The sequence below is a fragment of the Staphylococcus sp. EG-SA-15 genome (assembly GCF_017151895.1).
Taxonomy (GTDB): Bacteria; Bacillota; Bacilli; order Staphylococcales; family Staphylococcaceae; genus Staphylococcus; species Staphylococcus aureus.
On the sequence record NZ_JACVZN010000016.1, the window covers coordinates 1 to 23,216 of the forward strand.

General features: G+C 32.5%; 18 protein-coding genes. 4 read left to right on the top strand and 14 right to left on the bottom strand.

The features are described from left to right. The 3 genes from alsT to parE form a co-directional block, all read right to left on the bottom strand. A partial coding sequence (gene alsT / locus IDG64_RS08305; RefSeq protein ID WP_206171303.1) for a glutamine transporter AlsT occupies positions 1-1,235 on the bottom strand: 1,235 nt, incomplete at its 3' end. A 249-nt stretch (positions 1,236-1,484) separates the two neighbouring features. Next, positions 1,485-3,887, bottom strand: a complete 2,403-nt coding sequence (gene parC / locus IDG64_RS08310) for a DNA topoisomerase IV subunit A (protein WP_001289570.1) — start codon at positions 3,885-3,887, stop codon at positions 1,485-1,487. Next, on the bottom strand, positions 3,887-5,878 hold the full coding sequence (gene parE, locus IDG64_RS08315) for a DNA topoisomerase IV subunit B (protein ID WP_001548666.1): 1,992 nt from the start codon (positions 5,876-5,878) through the stop codon (positions 3,887-3,889). Before parE ends, parC begins: the two co-directional genes overlap by 1 nt. Positions 5,879-6,083: 205 nt before the next feature. Here parE and plsY point away from each other — a divergent pair, with 205 nt between their 5' ends. Then, positions 6,084-6,692: a glycerol-3-phosphate 1-O-acyltransferase PlsY gene (gene plsY / locus IDG64_RS08320; protein WP_000972779.1), complete on the top strand. Its 609-nt coding sequence runs from the start codon at positions 6,084-6,086 to the stop codon at positions 6,690-6,692. A 375-nt stretch (positions 6,693-7,067) separates the two neighbouring features. Beyond that, positions 7,068-7,364 (top strand): HesB/YadR/YfhF family protein, encoded by a 297-nt coding sequence (locus IDG64_RS08325; protein WP_001165377.1) that lies wholly within the window; start codon positions 7,068-7,070, stop codon positions 7,362-7,364. A 206-nt stretch (positions 7,365-7,570) separates the two neighbouring features. On the opposite strand, the gene menI is transcribed toward IDG64_RS08325, so the two are convergent. The 3 genes from menI to IDG64_RS08340 form a co-directional block, all read right to left on the bottom strand. Then, positions 7,571-8,038 (bottom strand): 1,4-dihydroxy-2-naphthoyl-CoA hydrolase MenI, encoded by a 468-nt coding sequence (menI, locus tag IDG64_RS08330; RefSeq protein ID WP_000640487.1) that lies wholly within the window; start codon positions 8,036-8,038, stop codon positions 7,571-7,573. Positions 8,039-8,217: 179 nt separating this feature from the next. Continuing rightward, positions 8,218-10,923, bottom strand: coding sequence for an aconitate hydratase AcnA (gene acnA, locus IDG64_RS08335; protein WP_000729744.1), 2,706 nt, complete (start codon positions 10,921-10,923; stop codon positions 8,218-8,220). 829 nt (positions 10,924-11,752) lie between these two features. Continuing rightward, positions 11,753-13,399: a BCCT family transporter gene (locus tag IDG64_RS08340; RefSeq protein WP_001088978.1), complete on the bottom strand. Its 1,647-nt coding sequence runs from the start codon at positions 13,397-13,399 to the stop codon at positions 11,753-11,755. Positions 13,400-13,602: 203 nt separating this feature from the next. Between IDG64_RS08340 and mscL the strand changes: the two genes are divergently transcribed. Further along, on the top strand, positions 13,603-13,965 hold the full coding sequence (gene mscL / locus IDG64_RS08345; RefSeq protein WP_000910489.1) for a large conductance mechanosensitive channel protein MscL: 363 nt from the start codon (positions 13,603-13,605) through the stop codon (positions 13,963-13,965). Between the two features lie 70 nt (positions 13,966-14,035). On the opposite strand, the gene sbcC is transcribed toward mscL, so the two are convergent. The 8 genes from sbcC to sosA form a co-directional block, all read right to left on the bottom strand. Beyond that, the gene (gene sbcC, locus IDG64_RS08350; protein ID WP_000803177.1) at positions 14,036-17,065 is read right to left on the bottom strand and encodes an exonuclease subunit SbcC; all 3,030 of its coding nucleotides are present in this window, start codon (positions 17,063-17,065) and stop codon (positions 14,036-14,038) included. Between the two features lie 3 nt (positions 17,066-17,068). Then, entirely contained in the window at positions 17,069-18,190 is a 1,122-nt protein-coding gene (sbcD, locus tag IDG64_RS08355) for an exonuclease subunit SbcD (RefSeq protein ID WP_206171304.1), read from the bottom strand. A gap of 123 nt (positions 18,191-18,313) precedes the next feature. Then, positions 18,314-18,781, bottom strand: a complete 468-nt coding sequence (locus tag IDG64_RS08360) for a CcdC family protein (RefSeq protein WP_000966142.1) — start codon at positions 18,779-18,781, stop codon at positions 18,314-18,316. A gap of 93 nt (positions 18,782-18,874) precedes the next feature. Continuing rightward, positions 18,875-18,973 carry a hypothetical protein gene (locus IDG64_RS08365; protein WP_001789897.1) on the bottom strand — a complete coding sequence of 33 codons (99 nt, stop codon included), beginning with the start codon at positions 18,971-18,973 and terminating at the stop codon, positions 18,875-18,877. Further along, entirely contained in the window at positions 18,960-19,202 is a 243-nt protein-coding gene (locus IDG64_RS08370) for a YneF family protein (RefSeq protein WP_000246909.1), read from the bottom strand. The genes IDG64_RS08365 and IDG64_RS08370 overlap by 14 nt, the downstream gene beginning before the upstream one ends. A gap of 277 nt (positions 19,203-19,479) precedes the next feature. Next, positions 19,480-21,468, bottom strand: a complete 1,989-nt coding sequence (tkt, locus tag IDG64_RS08375; RefSeq protein ID WP_000481446.1) for a transketolase — start codon at positions 21,466-21,468, stop codon at positions 19,480-19,482. A gap of 120 nt (positions 21,469-21,588) precedes the next feature. Beyond that, complete coding sequence (locus tag IDG64_RS08380) at positions 21,589-21,828, bottom strand: DUF896 domain-containing protein (protein WP_000071351.1); 240 nt, start codon at positions 21,826-21,828, stop codon at positions 21,589-21,591. Positions 21,829-21,964: 136 nt separating this feature from the next. After that, complete coding sequence (gene sosA / locus IDG64_RS08385; RefSeq protein WP_000499650.1) at positions 21,965-22,198, bottom strand: DNA damage-induced cell division inhibitor SosA; 234 nt, start codon at positions 22,196-22,198, stop codon at positions 21,965-21,967. Between the two features lie 142 nt (positions 22,199-22,340). Here sosA and lexA point away from each other — a divergent pair, with 142 nt between their 5' ends. Beyond that, the gene (gene lexA / locus IDG64_RS08390) at positions 22,341-22,964 is read left to right on the top strand and encodes a transcriptional repressor LexA (protein ID WP_001208755.1); all 624 of its coding nucleotides are present in this window, start codon (positions 22,341-22,343) and stop codon (positions 22,962-22,964) included. Positions 22,965-23,216 lie beyond the last annotated feature (252 nt).

The window sequence follows — 23,216 nt, forward strand, 5'->3', positions numbered from 1 at the left end:
TTTACAACTGCACCGACAAAGACAAGTACTACAACAAGACATCTAAAGATAAATAATATTACACGGTTTGTTGATAAAAATTCAATATTAGATTGACCGTAATAGTAATTACCTACCACAGATGAAAATGCAAACAGTGTAACTGCTATTGTTAAGAAAATACCTCCAGCAGAACCTAAATGCTCATTAAGTGCTGATTGAGTAACTGCAACACCTTGAGGTGCGTTATCACCAAATTTCAGTCCTGAATATAGTAAAATCATGATTGCAGTTGCTGTACAAACCAACATTGTATCAAAGAACACACCTAATGATTGGATTAAACCTTGCTTAACAGGGTGTGGTACGGCAGCAGTTGCCGCTGCATTCGGCGCAGAACCCATACCAGCTTCGTTAGAGAATAAACCACGTTTGATACCTTGAAGAACCGCAGCACCTACAGCGCCACCAGTTACTTGTTCGATACCAAATGCACTTTTAATAATCGTACCTATCATAGGAACAATTTGATCTAAATTAAATAGCAATATTACTAAAACCATACCAATGTAAATGATAGCCATAATCGGTACAATTAACGAAGATAACGTAGCAATACTACGTACACCACCAAATATAATAATAGCTGTTACGATTGCTAAAATAATACCTGTGATTACTGGACTAATATTATATTGCGTATTTAACGACTCCGCAATTGTATTAGATTGCACTGTGTTAAATACAAATGCAAATGTAATTGTAATTAAAATCGCAAATACGATACCTAGCCATTTTTGATTTAAACCTTTAGTAATATAGTAAGCTGGACCACCACGGAATCCACCATCTTTATCATGTACTTTATAAACCTGAGCCAAAGTCGCTTCTATAAATGCACTCGCTGCACCTATAAATGCAATAACCCACATCCAAAATACTGCACCTGGACCGCCTAAAACAATCGCAGTCGCAACACCAGCAATATTACCAGTACCAACTCTCGAACCAGCACTAATCGCAAATGCTTGGAATGGCGAAATACCCTTCTTACCATCTTCTAAAGTTTCTGGACGTTCTACTAAAGCTCTAAACATTTCAGGTAACATTCGTAATTGAACGAATTTAGAACTAATTGTAAAGAAGAATCCAGCTGTCAATAATAGACCAATTAAATATTGAGACCATATTAAATCGGTACCAACATGGACAAATTCTTTAAACCATCCAGGTATTAAACTATCGAAATCTTTCAAAATAAACCCCTCGCATCCTCTACATGAATCATGTACCTTCTATAAAATTAGACCGAATTGAAACTTCAGTAAATATAGAGATACATCATCATTTCTTATACAATACAAGAGATTTATATTAGTTTGGTCAAAGTATATCGCTAATTTAACGATAAGTACTTGGTCAGCATTTAATATAAATCCCTTGAATTTAGTCAAAATTTAACATTACTGTATTTTATCATTTAATTTCGTGATTGCATATAGTTTTTAGCTAATATACATGTCTATTACTTCACCAAAATCATCTGTATCTACAATGAATGAGCCATTTGTATATTGTTCAGATTTATGAATATCATTAATTAAACCATGTTCTTCATTTGATTTTGAATATAATGTATATTGACTATGTTCACCTGTCACTACATGTGCAGCTACAATACGATGTGGATTTTTCTTTAATTCTTTTAATAAAGTTATTCCACGTTGTGCTCTTTTAGCAACTTGTAAGATTTTAAAACTAATACGTTTTAACGAGCCGCGTTGTGTGGCCATCAATATAGTATTATTTTCAGAAACACCTTCTGTCATAACAACGAAATCTTCAGCTTTAAGATTTATTGATTTAACACCAGCTGCCCTTAATCCGGTATCTGATAGTTCACTTGTATTATACGTTAATGACATACCTTTATTAGTAATGACGGTAATTAATTGATCTTTTTCAAAGCGCATAACACTAATCAAATCATCATTTTCTTTAACTTTAGTAGCAATTAAAGGTTTATTAAAACGCGTTGTTTTAAATAGAGGCACTGTACTTTTCTTAATCATGCCATTTTGAGTCGCAAAAACATAAAATGCATCTGTATTAAAGTCCTTTTCATTAAAGACATTAATAACCACTTCATCTTCTTCGATAGGAACTATTTGTGATACATGTTGCCCCAATTCTTTCCAACGAATATCTGCTAATTTATGAACCGGTATAAATAGATAACGACCTTTATTTGTAAATACTAGTACGGTATCTTGCGTATTTACTTCTTGATGTTTAAGTAAACTGTCACCATCTTTTAAACCAATATCTTCAACACCGCTAGCATTAAAGCTACGAATAGAAGTACGTTTAATATATCCATGACGTGTCATACTTAAAATAACTTCTTCACTAGGCACCATAACTTCTTTGTCAATTTTAATTTCTTCAATTTCTGCTTCAATTAAAGACAGTCGTTCAGATTTGAATTTCTTTTTAATTTCATTCAATTCTTCTTTTATGACATTCAATAATGCATCATGGTTATCAAGAATATGACGTAATTGTTTGATTAATGCTTCAAGTTCTTTATGTTCACCTTCAAGCGCAACTATGTCAGTATTTGTTAAACGATATAACTGTAACATTACAATTGCTTCAGCCTGTTCTTCTGTGAACTCGTATACTTCGATAAGGTTTTCTTTAGCGTCACGTTTGTTTTTAGAGCTACGAATCAATTCGATTACTTTATCTAAAATTGACAACGCTTTAATCAAACCTTCAACGATATGCATACGTTTTTCAGCATTATCTAATTCAAACTTTGTTCTATTTGCAACAACCTCAATTTGGTGATTCAAATAACTATCTATAATTTGACGAATACCCATCAATTTTGGACGACCATCACTAATAGCGACCATGTTGAAATTATATGAAATCTGTAAATCAGAGTTTTTATAAAGATAATTTTTGATTGATTCACTGTTCACATCTTTTTTCAATTCAATTGCTATTCGTAAACCAGTTCTATCAGTTTCATCACGTACTTCAACGATACCATCGACTTTTTTGTCAGCACGTAATTCATCGATACGTTTTACTAAGCTACTTTTGTTCACTTCATATGGAATTTCAGTAATAATTAACTGTTTACGTCCATTGCGTAAAGTTTCTTCTTCAACTTTAGAACGAACTATAATTCTACCTTTACCTGATTCATAAGCTTTTTTAATACCATCAATACCTTGAATAATACCACCAGTTGGAAAATCAGGACCTTTAATATATTTCATTAATTGATTGACTGTAATATCCGGATTATCAATATATTTAAGGGTTGCTTGAATCACTTCAGCTAAATTATGTGGTGGTATATCTGTCGCGTAACCTGCAGATATACCTGTAGAACCATTCACTAGTAAGTTAGGAAATCTTGATGGCAATACCATTGGTTCGAGTGTCGTATCATCATAGTTTGGAATGAAAGAAACTGTCTCTTTATTAATATCACGTAATAACTCTTCAGCTAGTAAGCTTAACTTAGCTTCAGTGTAACGCATTGCCGCTGGCGGATCATTATCGATACTACCATTATTACCATGCATTTCAATTAAGACATGTCGTAACTTCCAGTCTTGACTTAAACGGACCATTGCTTCGTACACTGAGGAGTCTCCATGTGGATGATATTGACCAATAACATCACCGACTGTTTTCGCACTTTTACGGAAATTTTTATCGTGTGTATTACCACTTGAATACATTGCATATAAAATACGACGTTGTACTGGTTTTAAACCATCACGAACATCTGGCAATGCACGCTCTTGAATAATATATTTACTATATCTTCCAAAGCGATCACCTAAAACATCTTCAAGTGATAAATCTTGAATTATTTCACTCACTAGATTTCCTCCTCATCAAATTGATCATTTTCAAGCACTTGTACTTCAGAATTATCTAAAATACTTTGGTCCTCTTGCATACCAAACTCAACATGCTTTTCAATCCATTCACGTCTAGGTTGTACTTTGTCACCCATTAATGTTGTTACACGTTTAGATGAACGCACTTCATCTTCAACTTGTACACGAATTAAAGTTCGTGTTTCTGGGTTCATCGTCGTTTCCCATAATTGTTCAGGGTTCATCTCACCCAAACCTTTGTAACGTTGTAACGTGAAGCCTTTACCAAGTTCTTTTTGTAATTTATTAAGCTCTTCGTCTGTCCAAGCGTATTCAACTCGCTTTGTTTTGCCTTTACCTTTTTCCAATTTATAAAGTGGAGGTAAAGCAATAAATACACGACCTGCTTGAACAAGCGGTTTCATATATTTGAAGAAGAATGTTAACAATAGCACTTGAATATGCGCACCATCAGTATCAGCATCAGTCATAATAATTACACGATTATAATTACTATCTTCAATTTTAAAGTCAGTACCAACGCCTGCCCCGATTGTGTGGATAATTGTATTAATTTCTTCATTTTTAAAAATATCTTCTAGACGTGCTTTCTCTGTATTAATTACCTTACCACGTAATGGTAATATCGCTTGGAATTTGCGGTCTCGTCCAAGTTTTGCTGAACCTCCCGCAGAATCACCTTCGACTAAATACAATTCATTTTTTTCAGTGTTTTTACTTTGTGCAGGTGTTAATTTACCAGATAGCAAAGTGTCTTTACGCTTGTTTTTCTTACCTGAACGAGCATCTTCACGAGCTTTACGTGCAGCTTCCCTTGCTTGTTGTGCTTTAATCGCTTTTTTCACAAGTGATTTAGACAATTGTCCTTTTTCTTCTAAATAGAATGGCAATTTGTCTGCAACAACTGAATCAACAGCACTTCTAGCTTCAGAAGTACCCAATTTAGATTTCGTTTGTCCTTCAAATTGCAATAATTCTTCTGGAATACGAACAGACACAACAGCTGTTAAACCTTCACGAATATCATTACCATCTAAGTTTTTATCTTTTGTTTTAAGTTCATTAATACGACGTGCATAATCATTAAATACACGTGTCATTGCTGTTTTAAAACCAACTTCATGTGTACCACCATCTTTAGTACGTACATTATTTACAAAACTTAAAATACTTTCTGAATATTGATCATTATATTGGAAAGCTACGTCTACCTCTATACCATTTGCTTCACCTGAAAATGTAGCTACGTCATGCAAAACTTCTTTTCCTTCATTGACATAACTAACAAACTCTTTGATTCCTTCTTCATAATGGTAATGCTCTTGACGCTCTTTACCACTGCGTAAATCATTAAGCGTTATTTTTAAATTTTTCAATAAGAACGCAGACTCTTGTAGTCGTTCGCTTAAAACATCAAAATTAAATGATGTAGATGCTTTAAAAATTGTGTCATCAGGTTTAAATGTTACTTTGGTACCTGTTTTCTTAGTTTTACCTTTTTTCACTAAACCAGAAGATGGCGAACCACCGTTTTTAAAACTTTGATGATATATATTACCATCTCGATGGATTTCAACTTCAAGCCATTCACTCAATGCATTTACAACTGAAGCACCAACACCGTGAAGACCACCTGAAGTTTTATAGCCGCCTTGTCCAAATTTACCTCCTGCATGTAAAACAGTAAAGATAACTTCGACTGTCGGTTTACCTGATTTATGTATACCTGTTGGCATACCACGTCCATTATCTTCTATAGAAATACTACCATCTTTATTAATTGTTACATCTATTTCGTTACCGTAACCATTCAATACTTCATCGACGGAGTTATCGACAATTTCATATACTAGATGATGTAATCCCCGTTTATCAGTTGATCCAATATACATACCAGGTCTTTTACGAACTGCTTCTAACCCCTCTAAAACCTGTATTGAATCATCTGAATAATTATTTTGTTTATTCATTGCCAATGATTTCGCCTCCTGCAAACGTACGTTCGTTTTTAAAACTATACAATAGTTATTCTTATATAAATCAGCGTAAAATGCAAGTATCAATTAACTTTCATAGCTTAATTCCATATATTAATCCCCGTTTTTAAAATTTTTAGCCGTAATTTAAACGAATATGATAAAATAGTCCTAAGATATTAAAGGATGTGTAATATTTATGATGATAATCGTCATGTTACTACTAAGTTATCTTATCGGCGCTTTCCCAAGTGGATTCGTAATTGGAAAATTATTTTTCAAAAAAGATATTAGACAATTTGGTAGTGGTAATACTGGCGCTACTAATAGCTTTAGAGTATTAGGTCGTCCTGCAGGATTCTTGGTAACATTTCTAGATATTTTCAAAGGGTTCATAACTGTTTTCTTCCCTTTATGGTTACCAGTTCACGCAGATGGCCCTATTAGTACTTTTTTTACAAATGGTTTAATTGTTGGCTTATTCGCTATACTTGGACACGTTTATCCTGTTTATTTAAAATTCCAAGGTGGCAAAGCGGTTGCAACTAGTGCAGGTGTCGTCTTGGGAGTCAATCCGATACTTTTACTAATACTTGCAATTATCTTCTTTATTGTATTGAAGATTTTTAAATATGTTTCTTTAGCAAGTATCGTTGCAGCAATTTGCTGTGTGATTGGCTCGCTTATCATTCAAGACTACATTTTATTAGTCGTTAGTTTCTTAGTTTCAATCATATTGATAATTAGACATCGCTCTAATATCGCAAGGATTTTTAGAGGCGAAGAACCTAAAATAAAATGGATGTAACAATTTTTTGACATTAGTCCATCATTGCATATTTTTTTGCAGTTGATGGATTATTTTATTTTTGCAAAAACAATTTTTTTAACTTAAAATCCAACTATACTTAGTTTTTTTACAAGAACATTTGATACCGAGACATAAATCAATGTCATAGGCTCCACAATGTTATATTAGCTGTAGTTAACCGAACGAAATGCGCTTATAACTAGGTTTTTTCAATTCTGGTCGGGGGTCCCAACATAGAAGCTTATGGAAATTCAGCTTACAATAATGAGCAGGTTGGGGTGGGCTCCAACACAGAGAATTTCGATAAGAAATTCCACAAATAATACAAGTTGGCCCACTCCCATTCTGTAATAAATATAGGAGGTCATTGTTATGCAAATAGAACTTACTGATGCAGCAGTAACTTGGTTTAAAAATGAACTAGAGTTGCCTGAAAATAATAAAGTGCTCGTGTTTTTTGTAAGATATGGTGGCGAATTCCAACTCAAGCAAGGATTTAGTCCTGCTTTTACAGTTGAACCAAAGGAAGATGTTGATATTGGCTATGAACAACAATATGACGATTTAAATGTTGTCGTAGCGGAAAAAGATTTGTGGTACTTTGAAGATGACCACATTATTGTAAATGTAGTTGATCACGAAGATGAAATTTCTTATTCCACAAAATAACTAAAATAAAACGAACTTGTTTACACATTCTGATGTGTACTGAACCTCGGAAGTTGTACTTTGGTTTAGCACATCTGATGTTGTATGAACAAGTTCGTTTTTGCTATATATTAGCTTATCTTCACGCTAATTACATTAATGTTAACGTATTGGCTATTTTTTATAGATTAATTGTTAATATTGCCTCTCCAAACATTTACAGTAACTTATAAAGAATCAATACCATCCATTATCTCTACTGTTTTCCCTTCATTATTGAGCGTTTGCACTTTACTATAGGCTTCATGCCAATCTGGGAAATAACGATCCAACCGTATAGGCTTAAAAGTATCTTCTTTAATGCAAATCAATTCTGTGGAACCTGTAGTTGCAAGTTCACCTTTTTCATTAAAAATCTCATATTTATACACTGAACGTAATCTCGAATATTTTTCAACCCAAGTTTTAACTTTAACTTTTTCTGGATAAAAAATAGACTTTTTATAATTGACATTGAGGTCAGTCACAGGTGAAATGATTCCTTGTTTTTCCATATCAGCATAACTAAAACCTAACTTCGATATATAATCCAACCGCGCAACTTCAAACCAAGTTGCATAATTCCCGTGATAAATTACACCCATCTTATCAGTTTCAGCATAACGCGCTTCTATTTCTGTAATACTATATATCATTTTAAGCCTTCTTTCAGTTTAACTTTATATCTCATTCTAACATAAAATACAAGAAGAGGCCGGCCAAGAACACAAAGGTTTTGAACCGACCTATTATATCATAAAGTTTATAGAAGTATTTTTGAGCACTATCAAAGTGCCTCAAATACCGATTTAAATTTTACTGTGATATCTATTTTTTATTGCGCTAATTTATTTCTTAAAACCATTTGTAAAATTCCACCGTGACGATAGTAATCCATTTCAACAAGTGAGTCAAAACGAACCATAGCGTCAAATTCTACCAAATCACCATCTTGCTTCTTAGCAGTAACTTTGACGTAGTCATGTGGTTGAACATTTTCATCAATATTAACAGAAATTTCTTCTGTACCATCTAGACCAAGAGAATCAGCTGATTCACCTTTTTTAAACTCTAATGGTAATACACCCATCATAACTAAATTTGAACGATGGATACGTTCATAACTTTGTGCAATAACTGTTTTAACACCTAATAAGTTTGTACCTTTTGCTGCCCAGTCACGAGATGAACCCATACCATAATCGTTACCAGCTAATACAACTAAACCTGTACCATCTTCTTTATATTTCATTGCAGCATCAAAGATAGGCATTACTTCATTTGTTGGCCAATAAGTTGTAAAACCACCTTCAGTACCTGGCGCTAATTGGTTTTTAATACGTATATTAGCAAACGTACCTCGAACCATTACTTCGTGATTACCACGTCTTGAACCATATGAATTAAATTCACGAATAGGCACTTGATGATCTTGTAAATATTTACCAGCTGGCGTATCTTTACCAATTGCACCTGCTGGAGAGATGTGGTCAGTTGTCACAGAATCACCGAATTTACCCATAACACGTAAACCATTTAATGGAACAATCGTACCCGGTTCTTTAGATAATCCTTGGAAGAATGATGGATTTTGAATGTATGTTGAATTAGGATCAAAGTCATATAGAGGTTGATCAGTTACATCAATCTCATTCCATAATTCGTTGTTATTGTATACGTTATTATATTCTTCAATAAATAATTCAGGTGTTACAACACTATCAACGGTATCTGAAACTTCTTTAATTGATGGCCAAATATCTTTCAAATATACATCTTCACCGTCATTACCTTTACCAATAGGTTCATTTTGTAAATCAATATCAACCGTTCCAGCTAATGCATAAGCAACAACTAACTGTGGTGAAGCTAGGTAATTGGCTTTAACAAGAGGATGGATACGACCTTCAAAGTTACGGTTACCAGATAATACAGATGTCACTAATAGGTCCTCATCAGCAATCGCTTTTTCAATTTCTGGTAATAAAGGACCTGAATTACCGATACAAGTTGTACATCCATAACCAACCAAGTTGAAGCCTAAATCATCTAAATAAGGTTGCAAGCCAGCATCTCTTAAATATCCGGTAACAACTTTTGATCCTGGTGCTAGAGAAGTTTTAACGTATTCAGGAACTTTCAAGCCTTTTTCAACTGCTTTTTTAGCAACTAAACCTGCACCTAACATTACATAAGGGTTAGATGTATTTGTACATGATGTAATTGCTGCTATTGCAATATCACCTGTTTTCATTGTAGCTTTTGATCCATCTTTGAAGTTAATTTCAGCTTTCTTATCAAATTCACTTTTATCTAAACCGTGTCCTTGGTTGCCCGCTGGAGCTGTTACAGAATTTTCAAATGATGATTTCATATCACTTAAGAAAATTAAATCTTGAGGACGTTTTGGTCCTGAAAGCGATGCTTCAACTGTTGATAAATCCAATTCGATAACATCTGTATAATTAGGATCTTCTTTCTCAACATCAAAGAACATATGGTTTTGTTTCAAATATTCTTTTACTAGCGCGATATGCTCATCTGATCTACCAGTTAACTTCATATATTTAAGAGATTCATCATCAACCGGGAAGAATCCGCAAGTTGCTCCATACTCTGGTGCCATGTTTGCAATTGTAGCACGGTCTGCTAGTGGTAAATGTTGTACACCTGGACCAAAGAACTCTACAAATTTACCAACAACACCTTTTTTACGTAGCTCTTGAGTTACTCTTAACGCTAAATCAGTTGCTGTTGCGCCTTGTGGTAATGAATTTACTAGTCGTACACCAATAACCTCTGGAATTGGGAAATAAGAAGGTTGTCCAAGCATTCCAGCTTCAGCTTCAATACCACCAACACCCCATCCTAGTACGCCAATACCATTTATCATTGTTGTATGTGAATCAGTACCAACTAATGTATCCGGAAATGCAGTTTTTTCACCATCTACATCACGAACATGTACAACACTTGCTAAATATTCTAAGTTAACTTGGTGAACTATTCCAGTTGCAGGAGGAACTGCATTGTAATTATCAAATGCTTTCGTTGCCCAATTTAAAAACTGATAACGTTCATAGTTACGTTCAAATTCTAATTTCATATTACGTTCAAGAGCTTCTGGATTTGCATAGCTATCCACTTGAACTGAGTGGTCAATAACTAAATCCACCGGTACTTCTGGATTAATTTTAGTAATATCTCCCCCAACGTCATCCATTGCTTTACGTAAAGAAGCTAAATCAACTACGGCTGGTACACCTGTGAAATCTTGTAAAATAACACGAGAAGGTTTAAATGGTACCTCGCCTTCATTTCCATCTTTTCCAAACTGACTTAAAGCTTTAATATGATCGTCTGTAATTACAAAATCATCTTCTTGACGAAGTAAAGATTCTAACAAAACACGAATTGAATAAGGTAAATTGGAAACTTTAGTAATGCCTTGCTCTTCTACAGCTTTTAAATCATAGTAAGTATAACTTTGGCCATTCAAGTCAAAATGTTTTTTTGATTGCTCTTTAAAATTTGCAGCCATTTAATGATCCCCCTTGATACATTTTTATATTTATATGCCTTGATTAAATTGTATTATTATATTTATTGATAAACAACTCATCATGCTTAGAAAACGCTTAATTTAGGTTTTGACTTTTTAATCAGAGTATATAAGCAAAACTTATCATACAGGTAAGGTGTAATAAGTATTTTTTATTAATTGAGAATAATTATCAATTTCGTGAATGATTCAATTCAATTTTCAAACGTATTATTTCATTGAGCAGAAAGAAAATTGTGGCGCCAAACTTTAATATTTCTTTTCAATGTCATTCTTTTGATGGGAGTGGGACAGAAATGATATTTTCGCAAAATTTATTTCGTCGTCCCACCCCAACTTGCACATTATTGTAAACTGACTTTCCGCCAGCTTCTATGTTGGGGCCCCGCCAACTTGCATTGTCTGTAGAATTTCTTTTCGAAATTCTCTGTGTTGGGGCCCCTGACTAGAATTGAAAAAAGCTTGTTACAAGCGCATTTTCGTTCAGTCAACTACTACCAATATAACTTCGTAGAGCATAGAATATTGATCTATGTCCCAGTCTGAGTTAATTTTCTATAAAAGTATAGTTAATTTTTTTATACCGTCGTACTTCACTTTAGCTTTGTCAAACCTCTTTCTATTAAGTTGTCAGAAATAAACCTATCTTAAAATATAAAAAAATCGAGAATTCGTAGTTTAATAACGAAATTCTCGTTCTTATCCTTTTGAATATACTCAATTTTCCACAAAAACAAACAAGTAGTATATCTGTTCTAGCTACTAGAATGACATACTACTTGTTATTAAAATACTTAACTAAACTTTATTAGTTATCTTTTTTCTCTATATTTCTACGTGACTGACGCTTTTCAAGAATGTCAGATTCATAATCTTCTTGTTGACTCTTGATATATTCTTGTAAGCGATGTTTATTCGGAGTCAATGTTAAACCTAGGAATTTACGTTCCTGGTTCGCATCCTTGTAGAAACTTACCATCATGAGTATGACGACAAAGGAGAATGGGAATGCACTTATAATTGCAGCACTTTGAATCGCATTTAAAGCTTCAGCGCCGTTACCGCCACCAGCTAATAAAAGTACAAATGCTATTAAGGCCTGTGAAATTCCCCAAACAACTTTTACCATACTAGATGGATTTAATGAACCAAATGTTGTTTGCATTCCTAATACAAATGTTGCTGAGTCAGCAGATGTAATAAAGAATGATGCAATTAATAATAATGCAATCAACGATAAAACAATGCCAAATGGCACATGATTAAACACTCCAAATAGCTGTGTTTCAGGAGTCATATCAAAAATTTCTTTGTGTTTCTTACCTGTCTCGATGCCTAATACACCAAAGACACTAAACCAAACAAAACTAACAATTGCTGGAACTAGCAAGACACCAGAAATGAACTCTCTAATTGAACGTCCTTTTGAAACTCGTGCAATAAACACTCCAACGAATGGACTCCAACTTAACCACCAACCCCAGTAATAAAGTGTCCATGAAGACATCCATTCACGTTTTTGAGGATTTAAAGCTGCTGTATCAAAACTATTAAACAAGAATGTGTTTAGTAAACTACCCGTAGAGCTAGTTAACATATTTAAAATAAGAACAGTTGGTCCAACAATTAAAGCAGCTACCATTAAAATAGTACCTAAACCAATGTTCAAGTTACTTAAGTATTGAATACCTTTACTTAATCCAGACCATGCACTTGCTATAAATAAGATAGTAACAACAATGATGATAATCGCTTGTACAAACGTATTGTTTGGAACATTGAACAAGTAATGTAAACCACCATTAATTTGTAGAGCACCCATACCTAACGAAACGGCTACCCCAACGATTGTCGCAAATACAGATAAAACGTCAATAAAAATTCCAATAGGACCTTCTACTTTATCACCTAAAAGAGGACGTAAAGTTCTAGATAATAAACCTGGTTCACCTTTACGGAATTGCGAATATGCCAACGCTAACGCAACAACACCATAAACAGCCCAAGCATGGAATCCCCAATGGAAAAATGTTGAACGTAGAGCTTCAGTATAAGCTTCAGTAGTTTTGGGATCTGCTGTAGGTGGCGTAGCAAAGTGCGCCATCGGTTCTGCTGCACCATAAAACACCAAACCTATCCCCATACCAGCACTAAACAACATAGCAAACCATGAAATTGTATTAAACTCAGGTTTGTCATTTGGTTTACCTAGTTTAAGTTTTCCAATAGGACTAAAAATAAGGAATATACAGAAGAACACGATAATCGTAGTAAGAATAAGATAATACCAACCTAACTTTTCTGTAATCCACATTTTAATATTATTGGTAACATAGTTGAATTGTTCAGGTAAAAATGCACCAAGTAATACGACTATAGCAACAACAATTGCACTATAGATGAAGACTGGTGAATACTTCTTTCCATTTGGATTCTCTGGTGAAGAAGAATTCATAATTAATTACTCCCTTCAATTCTATATTTAATTTTATGTAGTAGAATAAAAATATTATCTAAACATTTTATTCAATAACTCACGCACCTTTATAGGATAACAAAGGTCTTTGCGATAATCAAATTTTCTTGAATAATCTATTTTCTAATTTTTTTATTTGTTGTATAATTGAGGTTACATTTAAAAAAGAGAGGTTGAGTGTAATGTTAAAAGAATTCAAAGAGTTCGCCTTAAAAGGTAACGTCTTAGATTTAGCAATTGCTGTTGTGATGGGTGCAGCTTTCAACAAGATTATATCTTCATTAGTAGAAAATATCATTATGCCATTAATTGGTAAAATTTTCGGATCAGTTGATTTTGCTAAAGAATGGTCATTCTGGGGTATTAAATACGGTTTATTTATCCAATCTGTTATCGACTTTATTATCATCGCGTTTGCTTTATTCATCTTTGTTAAGATTGCAAATACATTAATGAAGAAAGAAGAAGCCGAAGAAGAAGCAGTTGTGGAAGAAAATGTTGTGTTATTAACTGAAATCAGAGATTTATTACGTGAGAAAAAATAATTTTTAAATAAAAAGAGATGGGCTAAGGTTGTTCTATACATTCCAAAGTACCATCTCTATTTTTTATGTTTTAATTTCTTTTGAATCTTGTTGAACTCTGATATTGATCTGATTTCACTTCTAAAACTAAAGGTATTCTATTTTTCAATTCGCTCACATGTGAAATAATCCCAACCATTCTACCAGTTGATTTAAGATTTAATAAAGTGTCTAACGCTGTTTCAAGCGTTTCTTGATCTAATGTACCGAATCCTTCATCAATAAATATTGATTCTAGTGAAATACCTCCTGATTGCTGCTGTACAATTTCGCTTAACCCTAAAGCTAATGCAAGCGACGATTGGAAAGTTTCTCCACCGGATAACGAGCTAATATGTCTAGACTTATTTGAATGCAAATCAAATACATCAATTTCTAGGCCACTAAGACCATGAGAAACCGCTTCTCGCCTAATTAGTTGGTATCGATTATCTGACATTGTTGCTAATCTCAGATTTGCTTGAGCAATAATTTGATCTAAATAGTAAATTAATACAAAGTTTTCCAATGTAAGATTTTTGTTGTTCTTACCACTGACAATCTCAGCCAATTGAAATATTTCTTGTTGATCCTTTAATTCTTGATTTAAGTAATTAATATGCGAAACTATAGATTGTGTTTTTTTAATATTATTTTGACATTGATAATGAACAGCAGAGTATTCATCTATCAGTGTATTCATCTTTCCTTTTTTCAGTTCATATTCATCTATTAATTTATCAGAGTCCAATAACTCTTTATCCTTGGTTAATGATTCTAACCTAGCTATTTCCATTTCAAATTCATGATAACGTTTTTTATAAGTATCCCTTTTCTGCTCTAATTCCTCTTGCTCGCCCCTCCAGGCTATTATTTCATTTATATCATTGTCGTCAGTTAAATTCAGCCTCGACATTTCCATTTCAATAGATTGTTCATTCAATTCTAAGTCATTATTGTAAGTTTCTAGTTGATTTTCATAGTGATTTAGATTATTTTGCTCAATTAACTTTCTTTGAGACAATTGCATTAACTTATCTTCAATCTCCTTTGAGAGTTCTTGATGCTGATTCACATCTTGAACATACTTCTTATAATCCACCTCAAAATTAGTGATATTATTATATTTCGAGAGTGTTTCAAATTCAGTGATGAGATCTCGACATAATTTCAACTCAGATTCATTTTTATTTAGACGCAATTGTTTATTATGAATTTGCAACGTTAGATTATCTTTTTCTTCTTTCATTTGTTCTATAAATTTATTAAGATCTCTTTGATTATTCAATGCATTTTCATTTTCTAGCAGACGCTTATTCAATACTTCAAGTGAAAAATCACTTTGCGTTTTAATATTAATATTCGATATTTTTTCATTAACAAATTTAATTTCAGAATTATGCACAGCAATATTCGATTTTATAGCGTGGATATTTGCTTCAATTTCTTTAATTTCATTTTGACGTTTAGCAATACTTTCAAAATCAATATGATGCCCTAAATCCTGAATTTCATTACCACATATCGGACATTGATCTCCAATATTTACAGCAGATTTAACTTCACTTATAAAGCTTTCTTTATCATTTAAGTCCAATTTTGTTTTATCGTAGCGATCTAATTTTATTTCGAGATTCTTCAATATAGATGTTTCTTCATTAATTTGATTCTCTAACTCTTGCTTACTACCTAATAGTTTATCTAATTCAGCTTTAGCTTTTTCATTTTCTTTAATTATATTAATTTCATTATTTATGTTCGTTATCGTATTATTTAGTTCGATAATTTTCTCGTAATCACTTTCGTTATTACCTATTGAATCTTCGACCTTTTCTAAACCTTTAATTAGATTATTTAATTCATCACCTAATTGTTCACTCTCAGTTCTCAAGCGTTCAATATTGAGATAACTTTGTTGATACTTATTAATATCGTTAAATAATACTCTAGTTTTATCAATAAAAGAGATTTTACTTTCAATTAAATCTCCATTTTCTTCTAACATTTTTTTCTCTTTGTCTATGTTTCGCTTATCACAATCAAGATTCAATATTTTATTATTGGTTTTAGAAATATCTTTTTTGCTATTAGCAATTTTAGTTTCAATTTTTTCTCTATTTTCAATATAATTCAATAGGTTTGTAATATCTTGTAACAACTTTAACTTAGCTTCAATTCCCTCTATTTCAGGTTGTTGTTCTTTCAATTGAACGAAATCAATTTTATTTTTGTTGAGTTGATTAATATTATCTTTTAATATATTATTTTCTAATGTTTTCTTTTCTATTATTTCAAATTCTTTAATAGCAGTTTCTTTACTTTCATTTACAGATGCTAGTATTTCTTTCGACCTAGCTTGTAAAAGTGGTATATTTTCAATCAATTTGTCTATCTGTTGAGTGGCAACCTCTAATAAGCCTTTTATATTGTCATCATCAAATGATTCAATTTCTTGCCATAAAAGGTCAATTTGTTGATATCTATTCTCGATTTGAGCTTTTTCTTTTTTTACTTCTTCTTTTAATATTTCTCGTATAGCTTCAAATTTTTCACTGTCAAACAGTGTTCTTAATATCCCTTGCTTTTCACGACTGTTTGATATTAAAAAGCGTTTGAATTCACCTTGAGGCAAAATAAACAATTGTCGGAATTGATCTGCATTTACTCCTAATAATTCAATAATGAATTGGTTACCTGAAATTACTTTACTTTCTCTAATTTCATACTTGCCATCCACCATCTCAAATACATCAAATTTAGCGTTCGTTTTTGTTGTATTACCTTCTTTGATATAAGGGCCTTGTCTATGCACTTTATAAATTCGCTGATTTAATTGAAATTCAAATGTTACTGACATCGGCTGTTTACCATCAGCGAAATGACTTCTCAAATCATTTTCTTCTCTTTGTTCAGTTGATGCTTTACCAAACAAGGCATAAGTCATTGCATCAAAAATCATTGTTTTACCCGATCCAGTCTTACCACTTATTAAAAACAATTCATTATTATCAATTTTAGAAAAATCAATTTCTTCTTTTAAAAAGGGGCCGAAATTATTCAACTTTAAATGTAATGGTTTCATTCATTAATCCTCCTTTCTCAATTCGTTTTCTAAAATATTTTTTATCTTTTTAGATTGGATATCCGATAATTCTTTATCAGTTATATGTTTATAAAACATTTCGATAATTGACATGTCATCTTTTTCACTTATTTCTATAGCATTATTTTCTTCATTATAATTAAAAGTTTCATTCGTCAGCGCTAAAGTATTAGGATAAATTTGTTTTAAACTCATCATTGGATCAGTAATATGAGACATATTTTTAAGTTTAAAATGTAAATAATTATCTTTATTTTTCACATGAACTTTTTCATTAATAACATCATTATATTCGCCTGAGATAATTTCCAATTGTCTAAGTGGCTTAAGAGGAATAAATACATCGTTAATAATGCCATCATTAATTGTTACACGTCTATACCCTTTAGCTTGACCCGCTTCCGAAAATGAATACTGCAATAAGGAGCCACTATATTTAATTTTGTCGTCTTCTATACTAAATGGATGATGCAAGTGACCTAGCATGACATAATCAAATATATCAAAAACACGTTTCTGAACTGACTCAACCGTTCCAATAGTTAATGGTCTTTCAGAATCAGATGTCTTTCCACCTTGAACAGTCAGATGACTAATTAAAATATTGACGGCATCTTCATCAATTGCCGGTGCTATTGTTTCAATACAGCGCGTAATTCCCTGTTGATGCGTTTCAATGGTGTCATCTTCAAAATAGTGTTTCATTTCGCTCACAGTAGCATAAGGGAGTGTATAAAAATTAACCCCACTTATCTCTATTGGTGAATTAATCGATGTAAAATCTGTTCTTATAAATAACTGATTATGTTCAAACCAACTCGCCCCATAGTTTAACCTCTCTTTACCATCGTGATTTCCACTAATCATAATTATTGGTATACGCAGTTCTAAATTTAACTTTCCAATCGCTTGTTCTAATAACATGATTGCATCTTTACTTGGATATGTTGTGTCATATAAATCTCCAGCTATCACAATGATATCGGGTTCTTCTTCTTTCATTTTTTCTACGAACATATCTAAAATATACGCTTGATCTTCTAAAAGCTGTTTGCCATTTAATATTTTCCCTAAGTGCCAGTCTGCTGTATGTATGATTTTCATTACTGCCTCCATATAGAACATTTGTTCGCTTTTATTTTAATATAATCATTTCACCTTTTCAAGTAAAATTAAAACCACTCATCGACTGATTTAGAAGTCGATCACAAGTGGTTTTAAAAGTAATTAATTGATTAATGTTTTCTTTAGTTTTTTGTATTTATATAGCATTGCTGCTCTCCAAGGAACAATCATACAGAATGCTAATAAAAAGAACATGCCGCCTAATTCTCCAGGATCTATTTCATTACTAATGAATATTTTCATCACAGTACGAATGATAAGTAATGAAATCAAAATAACTGGAAATGCTTTAGATCGTTTCATATAAATTTCTGTACCTTTGACTTCAAATCGAGAAGTCCAAATTAGAACTGTAGAAAAAAGCAAACCAATTATAAAGGCTTCTAGCATTTCCGATCCTGTTAGCCTAAAATATGGAACGACGTACATCAATGCACCGGTCGCCATAAAAAACGGTGGCAAAACTATTTTTTTCTCATTTACCGGATAATTTTGAGCTTTCATACGAATAACTATAACTATAGTTCCCATAAATAAAGCTACAATGATTGAAAATATTAAATAGAGCACGCAGACACCTTCTCGTTAAATAAACTCTCTGTAAATCATACAAAATGAATTATAGCATTTCTCAGTCTATTCGTCATTTTGTTAACTTTAATTTTAATAAACATATTTGTTTTTATTAATTTGATTATAAAAAGAGGCCATTTCCATATCTGGAAAATAGCCTCTATCAATTGCGAATTTACTTTTTCGCACTCTTCATATTTTGATCCATATTTTTATTCATCATCGTCATCATTTGATTAATTTTCTTCTGAGAAGGTTTTTGACCCATTTGCATCATCATCATACGAAGCATTTCTTCGTTGATTGGTGGGTTTTTCTTCAAGTAGTCCATCATATATTTTCTAGCTAAAAGGAAACCTCCAATTAAACCTAAAATTAATGCAGCTACTATAAAAATAATTGCTAACCAAGTTGCCATTGTTTCACCCGCTTTCTTTATCCTACTGAATTTTACTAAATTCATCACATTATTTCAAGAACTAGTTTATTCAAGTATTTTAATATCGATACTAAAAATAATATCAAAAATCATGCTGTTATAACAGAGCTTTTAAAGATTAATCTGAAATAGTATACTTTCATAACTTATCACTTATGATGTAGTTTAAGTGCTATACTCTAAATTTCAACACTTTAAAAGAAGCCTAAGATTATGCATCCTAGACTTCTAAACATACTCGCTTTATAAATTATTCTTATAAGCTCATAACTTGGTTTAAGATATTTTCTTTAGTAAATCCATATTTTTCAACTACTAAATCGCCAGGTGCACTTGCGCCAAAGCCGTCAATAGCAATAACTTTACCTGCAGTACCTACATATTTATGCCATCCAAGCGGTGAAGCCATTTCAATCGCAACACGTTTTGTTACGCTTGATGGAATAACTGATTCTTTATATTCTTCAGATTGTTGTTCAAATGCATTCCAGTTAGGCATTGAAACAACACGCACTGATTTACCTTGTTTTTCAAGATCTTTAGCAGCTTCAACTGCAAGACTAACTTCTGAACCTGAAGCTAATAATAGGAATTCTGGTGTCTCTTCAGAGCCATAAACTGTATAGGCACCTTTTCGAACGCCTTCTTCAACTACATCTTCTGGTACATCTAAAACCGGTAAGTTTTGACGTGTCAATACTAATGAAGTAGGTGTAGATTCAGATTCTAAGGCAACTTCCCATGCTACTCTTGTTTCATTACCATCAGCAGGACGGATAACATTCATATTTGGAATAGCTCTTAATCCAGCTAATTGTTCAATTGGTTCATGAGTAGGACCATCTTCACCTACTGCAATTGAATCATGTGTGAAGATGAACGTTGCATTTAATCCCATAATTGATGATAAACGTAACGCTGGTTTTAAATAATCACTAAATACGAAGAATGTTGCACCATATGGATGTAAACCTCCATGTGCAGCCATACCATTTACAGCAGCACCCATAGCAAATTCACGTACACCAAACCACACATTTTTACCTTCAGGTGTTTCAGAACTATAATCTGTTGCATCATTTACATTGGATTTGTTTGAACCAGCAAGGTCTGCTGATCCACCAAAGAATGAAGGGACAGTTTTACTGATTGCTTGAATAACAGTACCAGAATCAGCACGAGATGCACCATTATGACCCAGTTCAAAACGTGGTAATTCATCCTTATAATTTTTAGGCAATTTACCACTAATCGCTAATTTAAATTCTTCTGCTAATTCAGGATATGTTTCTGCATATTTTTCTAATAATGAATTCCATTGAGATTCATCTTCATTAGCACGTTTTAACATAGTATTTTGGAAAATTTCGTATACCTCTTCTGAAACATTAAAACGTTTTTCAGAATCTAAACCGTAATTTTCGAATGTTAATTTTCTTTCAACTTCACCTAAAGGTGCCCCATGAACACCATTAGTTCCTGCTTTATTCGGTGAACCAAATCCGATTGTTGTTTTAACTTCAATAATCGTTGGTCCTTCTTGAGATTTAGCTGTAGTAATCGCTTTATCAATTTCTTCTAAATCATTACCATCTTTAACTAGTAAGTAATTCCAACCATATGCTTCAAAACGAGCTTTTGTGTTTTCAGAAAAAGCTTTGTTTAATTCGCCATCTAATGAAATATCATTTGAATCGTATAAAACAACTAATTTACTTAATTTATTATGTCCAGCAAATGAAGCTGCTTCATGCGATATACCTTCCATTAAATCACCGTCAGAAGCTAATACATATGTGTAATGATCTACAACATTATATCCTTCTTTATTAAATTTCCCTGCTAGGTGATCTTCTGCTAAAGCTAATCCTACTGACATAGCAAAACCTTGTCCAAGTGGTCCAGTAGTAACTTCTACACCATCAGTATGTCTGTATTCAGGATGGCCTGGTGTTTTAGAACCCCATTGTCTAAATTGCTTTAATTCTTCTAATTCTAAACTACCAGAAACATGTAACAAGCTATACAATAATGCTGAACCATGCCCTGCCGATAATACGAAACGGTCTCTATTGAAGTAATCTTTAGATTGTGGATTAAAATTCAGATGACGTGTCCACAAAGTGTAAGCCATTGGGGCAGCTCCCATAGGTAATCCTGGATGACCAGAATTCGCTTTTTCGATTGTGTCGATACTTAGTGCACGTAGCGTATCAACAGCTAATTGATCTTTTTCATTAAACATCTTGTGTATCTTCCCTTCTTCAATTTTATCAAATACATTATAACTTATTTTAAAATAAAAAGATAAGTAAAATACTTATTTCAAGTTATAATGTCAGAAAATTCTTTACAGATTTGTGATTTAATTTTTATTATCTCTTTTTTGTTGTATCTCTTTAATTTTTTCAGGTGTTACATCATTACCTTCTGGATCAATTACTTTAGTATTTTCAATTTGTTGTTTAAACCCTTTTCTAAAACTCTCAAGATAAGCTTTTCTTAAGGCTGTTTGCTCCTTTGCTTCTTCTTGAGTTAATCCTACTTCTTTTTTCTTTTTAGCTAACTCGTTAATTCTTTCGATATTCAAATCAGAATTACTCAATTAAAAAACCTACCTTCAATTTGTTTATTCAATCATTATAATACTTTAACAAAATATAACAAATTTAAGACCAGCAAAAAAGTAATAAAAAAACGCTATTTCGCAAAAATAGGAAAAATAACGTTGTGACAATGTATCAATTTATTAAAGCGAACACTTTCCCATCTCTTTGTTCGCCATTGTTTGTAGGGTCTTTATGTTCGTATGCTTTATTTATCGTATTGTTCTTAATTTGATGGTCAGTCATTTCGTACACTTGTTCCGAGTGAGCACTAACGTTCGCACTTAACAAGAATATTGCAAAGGCTGCACTTGAAACTAAAAATATGATGATATATGTTGATACGTTTTTATATTTATTGTAAAACATCATTTCCACTCCTAGAACATTTGTTTGTATAAGTAATTTATCAGAACTTATGTTCTGTGTCAATATTTTAACGAACAAATGTTTGTTTTGGTTGTGAATTAATGATATACTGTATTTAAATTAATTTAGGGAGTGCCTATATATGAGAGAATTAACAAAACGACAAAGCGAAATATATAACTATATTAAACAAGTTGTTCAAATGAAAGGTTATCCGCCTAGTGTTCGCGAAATTGGTGAAGCAGTTGGCTTAGCATCCAGTTCAACTGTTCATGGTCATCTTTCACGTCTTGAAGAAAAAGGATATATAAGAAGAGATCCAACGAAACCACGTGCTATAGAAATTGTAAGTGATCAAACAAATGATAATATTAATATGGAAGAAACGATTCATGTGCCAGTTATTGGTAAAGTCACAGCAGGTGTTCCTATTACCGCTGTAGAAAATATTGAAGAGTATTTTCCATTACCTGAACACTTAACATCGACACATAATAGCGACATATTCATATTAAACGTCGTAGGCGACAGTATGATTGAGGCTGGTATATTAGACGGAGACAAAGTAATTGTTCGCAGTCAAACCATAGCAGAAAATGGAGACATTATTGTTGCTATGACTGAGGAAGATGAAGCAACTGTCAAACGCTTCTATAAAGAAAAAAATCGTTATCGATTACAACCTGAAAATAGTACAATGGAGCCAATTTACCTCGACAATGTTGCTGTAATTGGGAAAGTAATTGGTTTGTACCGCGAAATGTAATATTTTAAACCGTTATATATTATCGTAATTGTTAAACCCTCATTTTTATAAATTTTGGACCTCTTGAAAAAGTTTCGTTTTCAAGAGGTTTTATTTATTCTAATCTAAATTCAGTTCAAACAGAAATTGCGAATTGTTAGATAATCTCATTCTTTAATATAAATTTTGAATTACAGATTCCTGCAAAATGTTACACAAATTAAAACTCGCCCCCGTAATAATTTACAGGAGCGAGCCATTATTATTTTTTCT

What these genes read in the sequence shown, in the direction of transcription:
- lexA (WP_001208755.1), top strand. Translation starts at nt 22,341, where the DNA reads ATGAGAGAATTAACAAAACGACAAAGCGAAATATATAACTATATTAAA.
- IDG64_RS08325 (WP_001165377.1), top strand. Translation starts at nt 7,068, where the DNA reads ATGCAAATAGAACTTACTGATGCAGCAGTAACTTGGTTTAAAAATGAA.
- sosA (WP_000499650.1), bottom strand. Translation starts at nt 22,198, where the DNA reads ATGTTTTACAATAAATATAAAAACGTATCAACATATATCATCATATTT.
- menI (WP_000640487.1), bottom strand. Translation starts at nt 8,038, where the DNA reads ATGATATATAGTATTACAGAAATAGAAGCGCGTTATGCTGAAACTGAT.
- mscL (WP_000910489.1), top strand. Translation starts at nt 13,603, where the DNA reads ATGTTAAAAGAATTCAAAGAGTTCGCCTTAAAAGGTAACGTCTTAGAT.
- sbcD (WP_206171304.1), bottom strand. Translation starts at nt 18,190, where the DNA reads ATGAAAATCATACATACAGCAGACTGGCACTTAGGGAAAATATTAAAT.
- IDG64_RS08340 (WP_001088978.1), bottom strand. Translation starts at nt 13,399, where the DNA reads ATGAATTCTTCTTCACCAGAGAATCCAAATGGAAAGAAGTATTCACCA.
- plsY (WP_000972779.1), top strand. Translation starts at nt 6,084, where the DNA reads ATGATGATAATCGTCATGTTACTACTAAGTTATCTTATCGGCGCTTTC.
- IDG64_RS08370 (WP_000246909.1), bottom strand. Translation starts at nt 19,202, where the DNA reads ATGGCAACTTGGTTAGCAATTATTTTTATAGTAGCTGCATTAATTTTA.
- tkt (WP_000481446.1), bottom strand. Translation starts at nt 21,468, where the DNA reads ATGTTTAATGAAAAAGATCAATTAGCTGTTGATACGCTACGTGCACTA.
- parE (WP_001548666.1), bottom strand. Translation starts at nt 5,878, where the DNA reads ATGAATAAACAAAATAATTATTCAGATGATTCAATACAGGTTTTAGAG.
- acnA (WP_000729744.1), bottom strand. Translation starts at nt 10,923, where the DNA reads ATGGCTGCAAATTTTAAAGAGCAATCAAAAAAACATTTTGACTTGAAT.
- sbcC (WP_000803177.1), bottom strand. Translation starts at nt 17,065, where the DNA reads ATGAAACCATTACATTTAAAGTTGAATAATTTCGGCCCCTTTTTAAAA.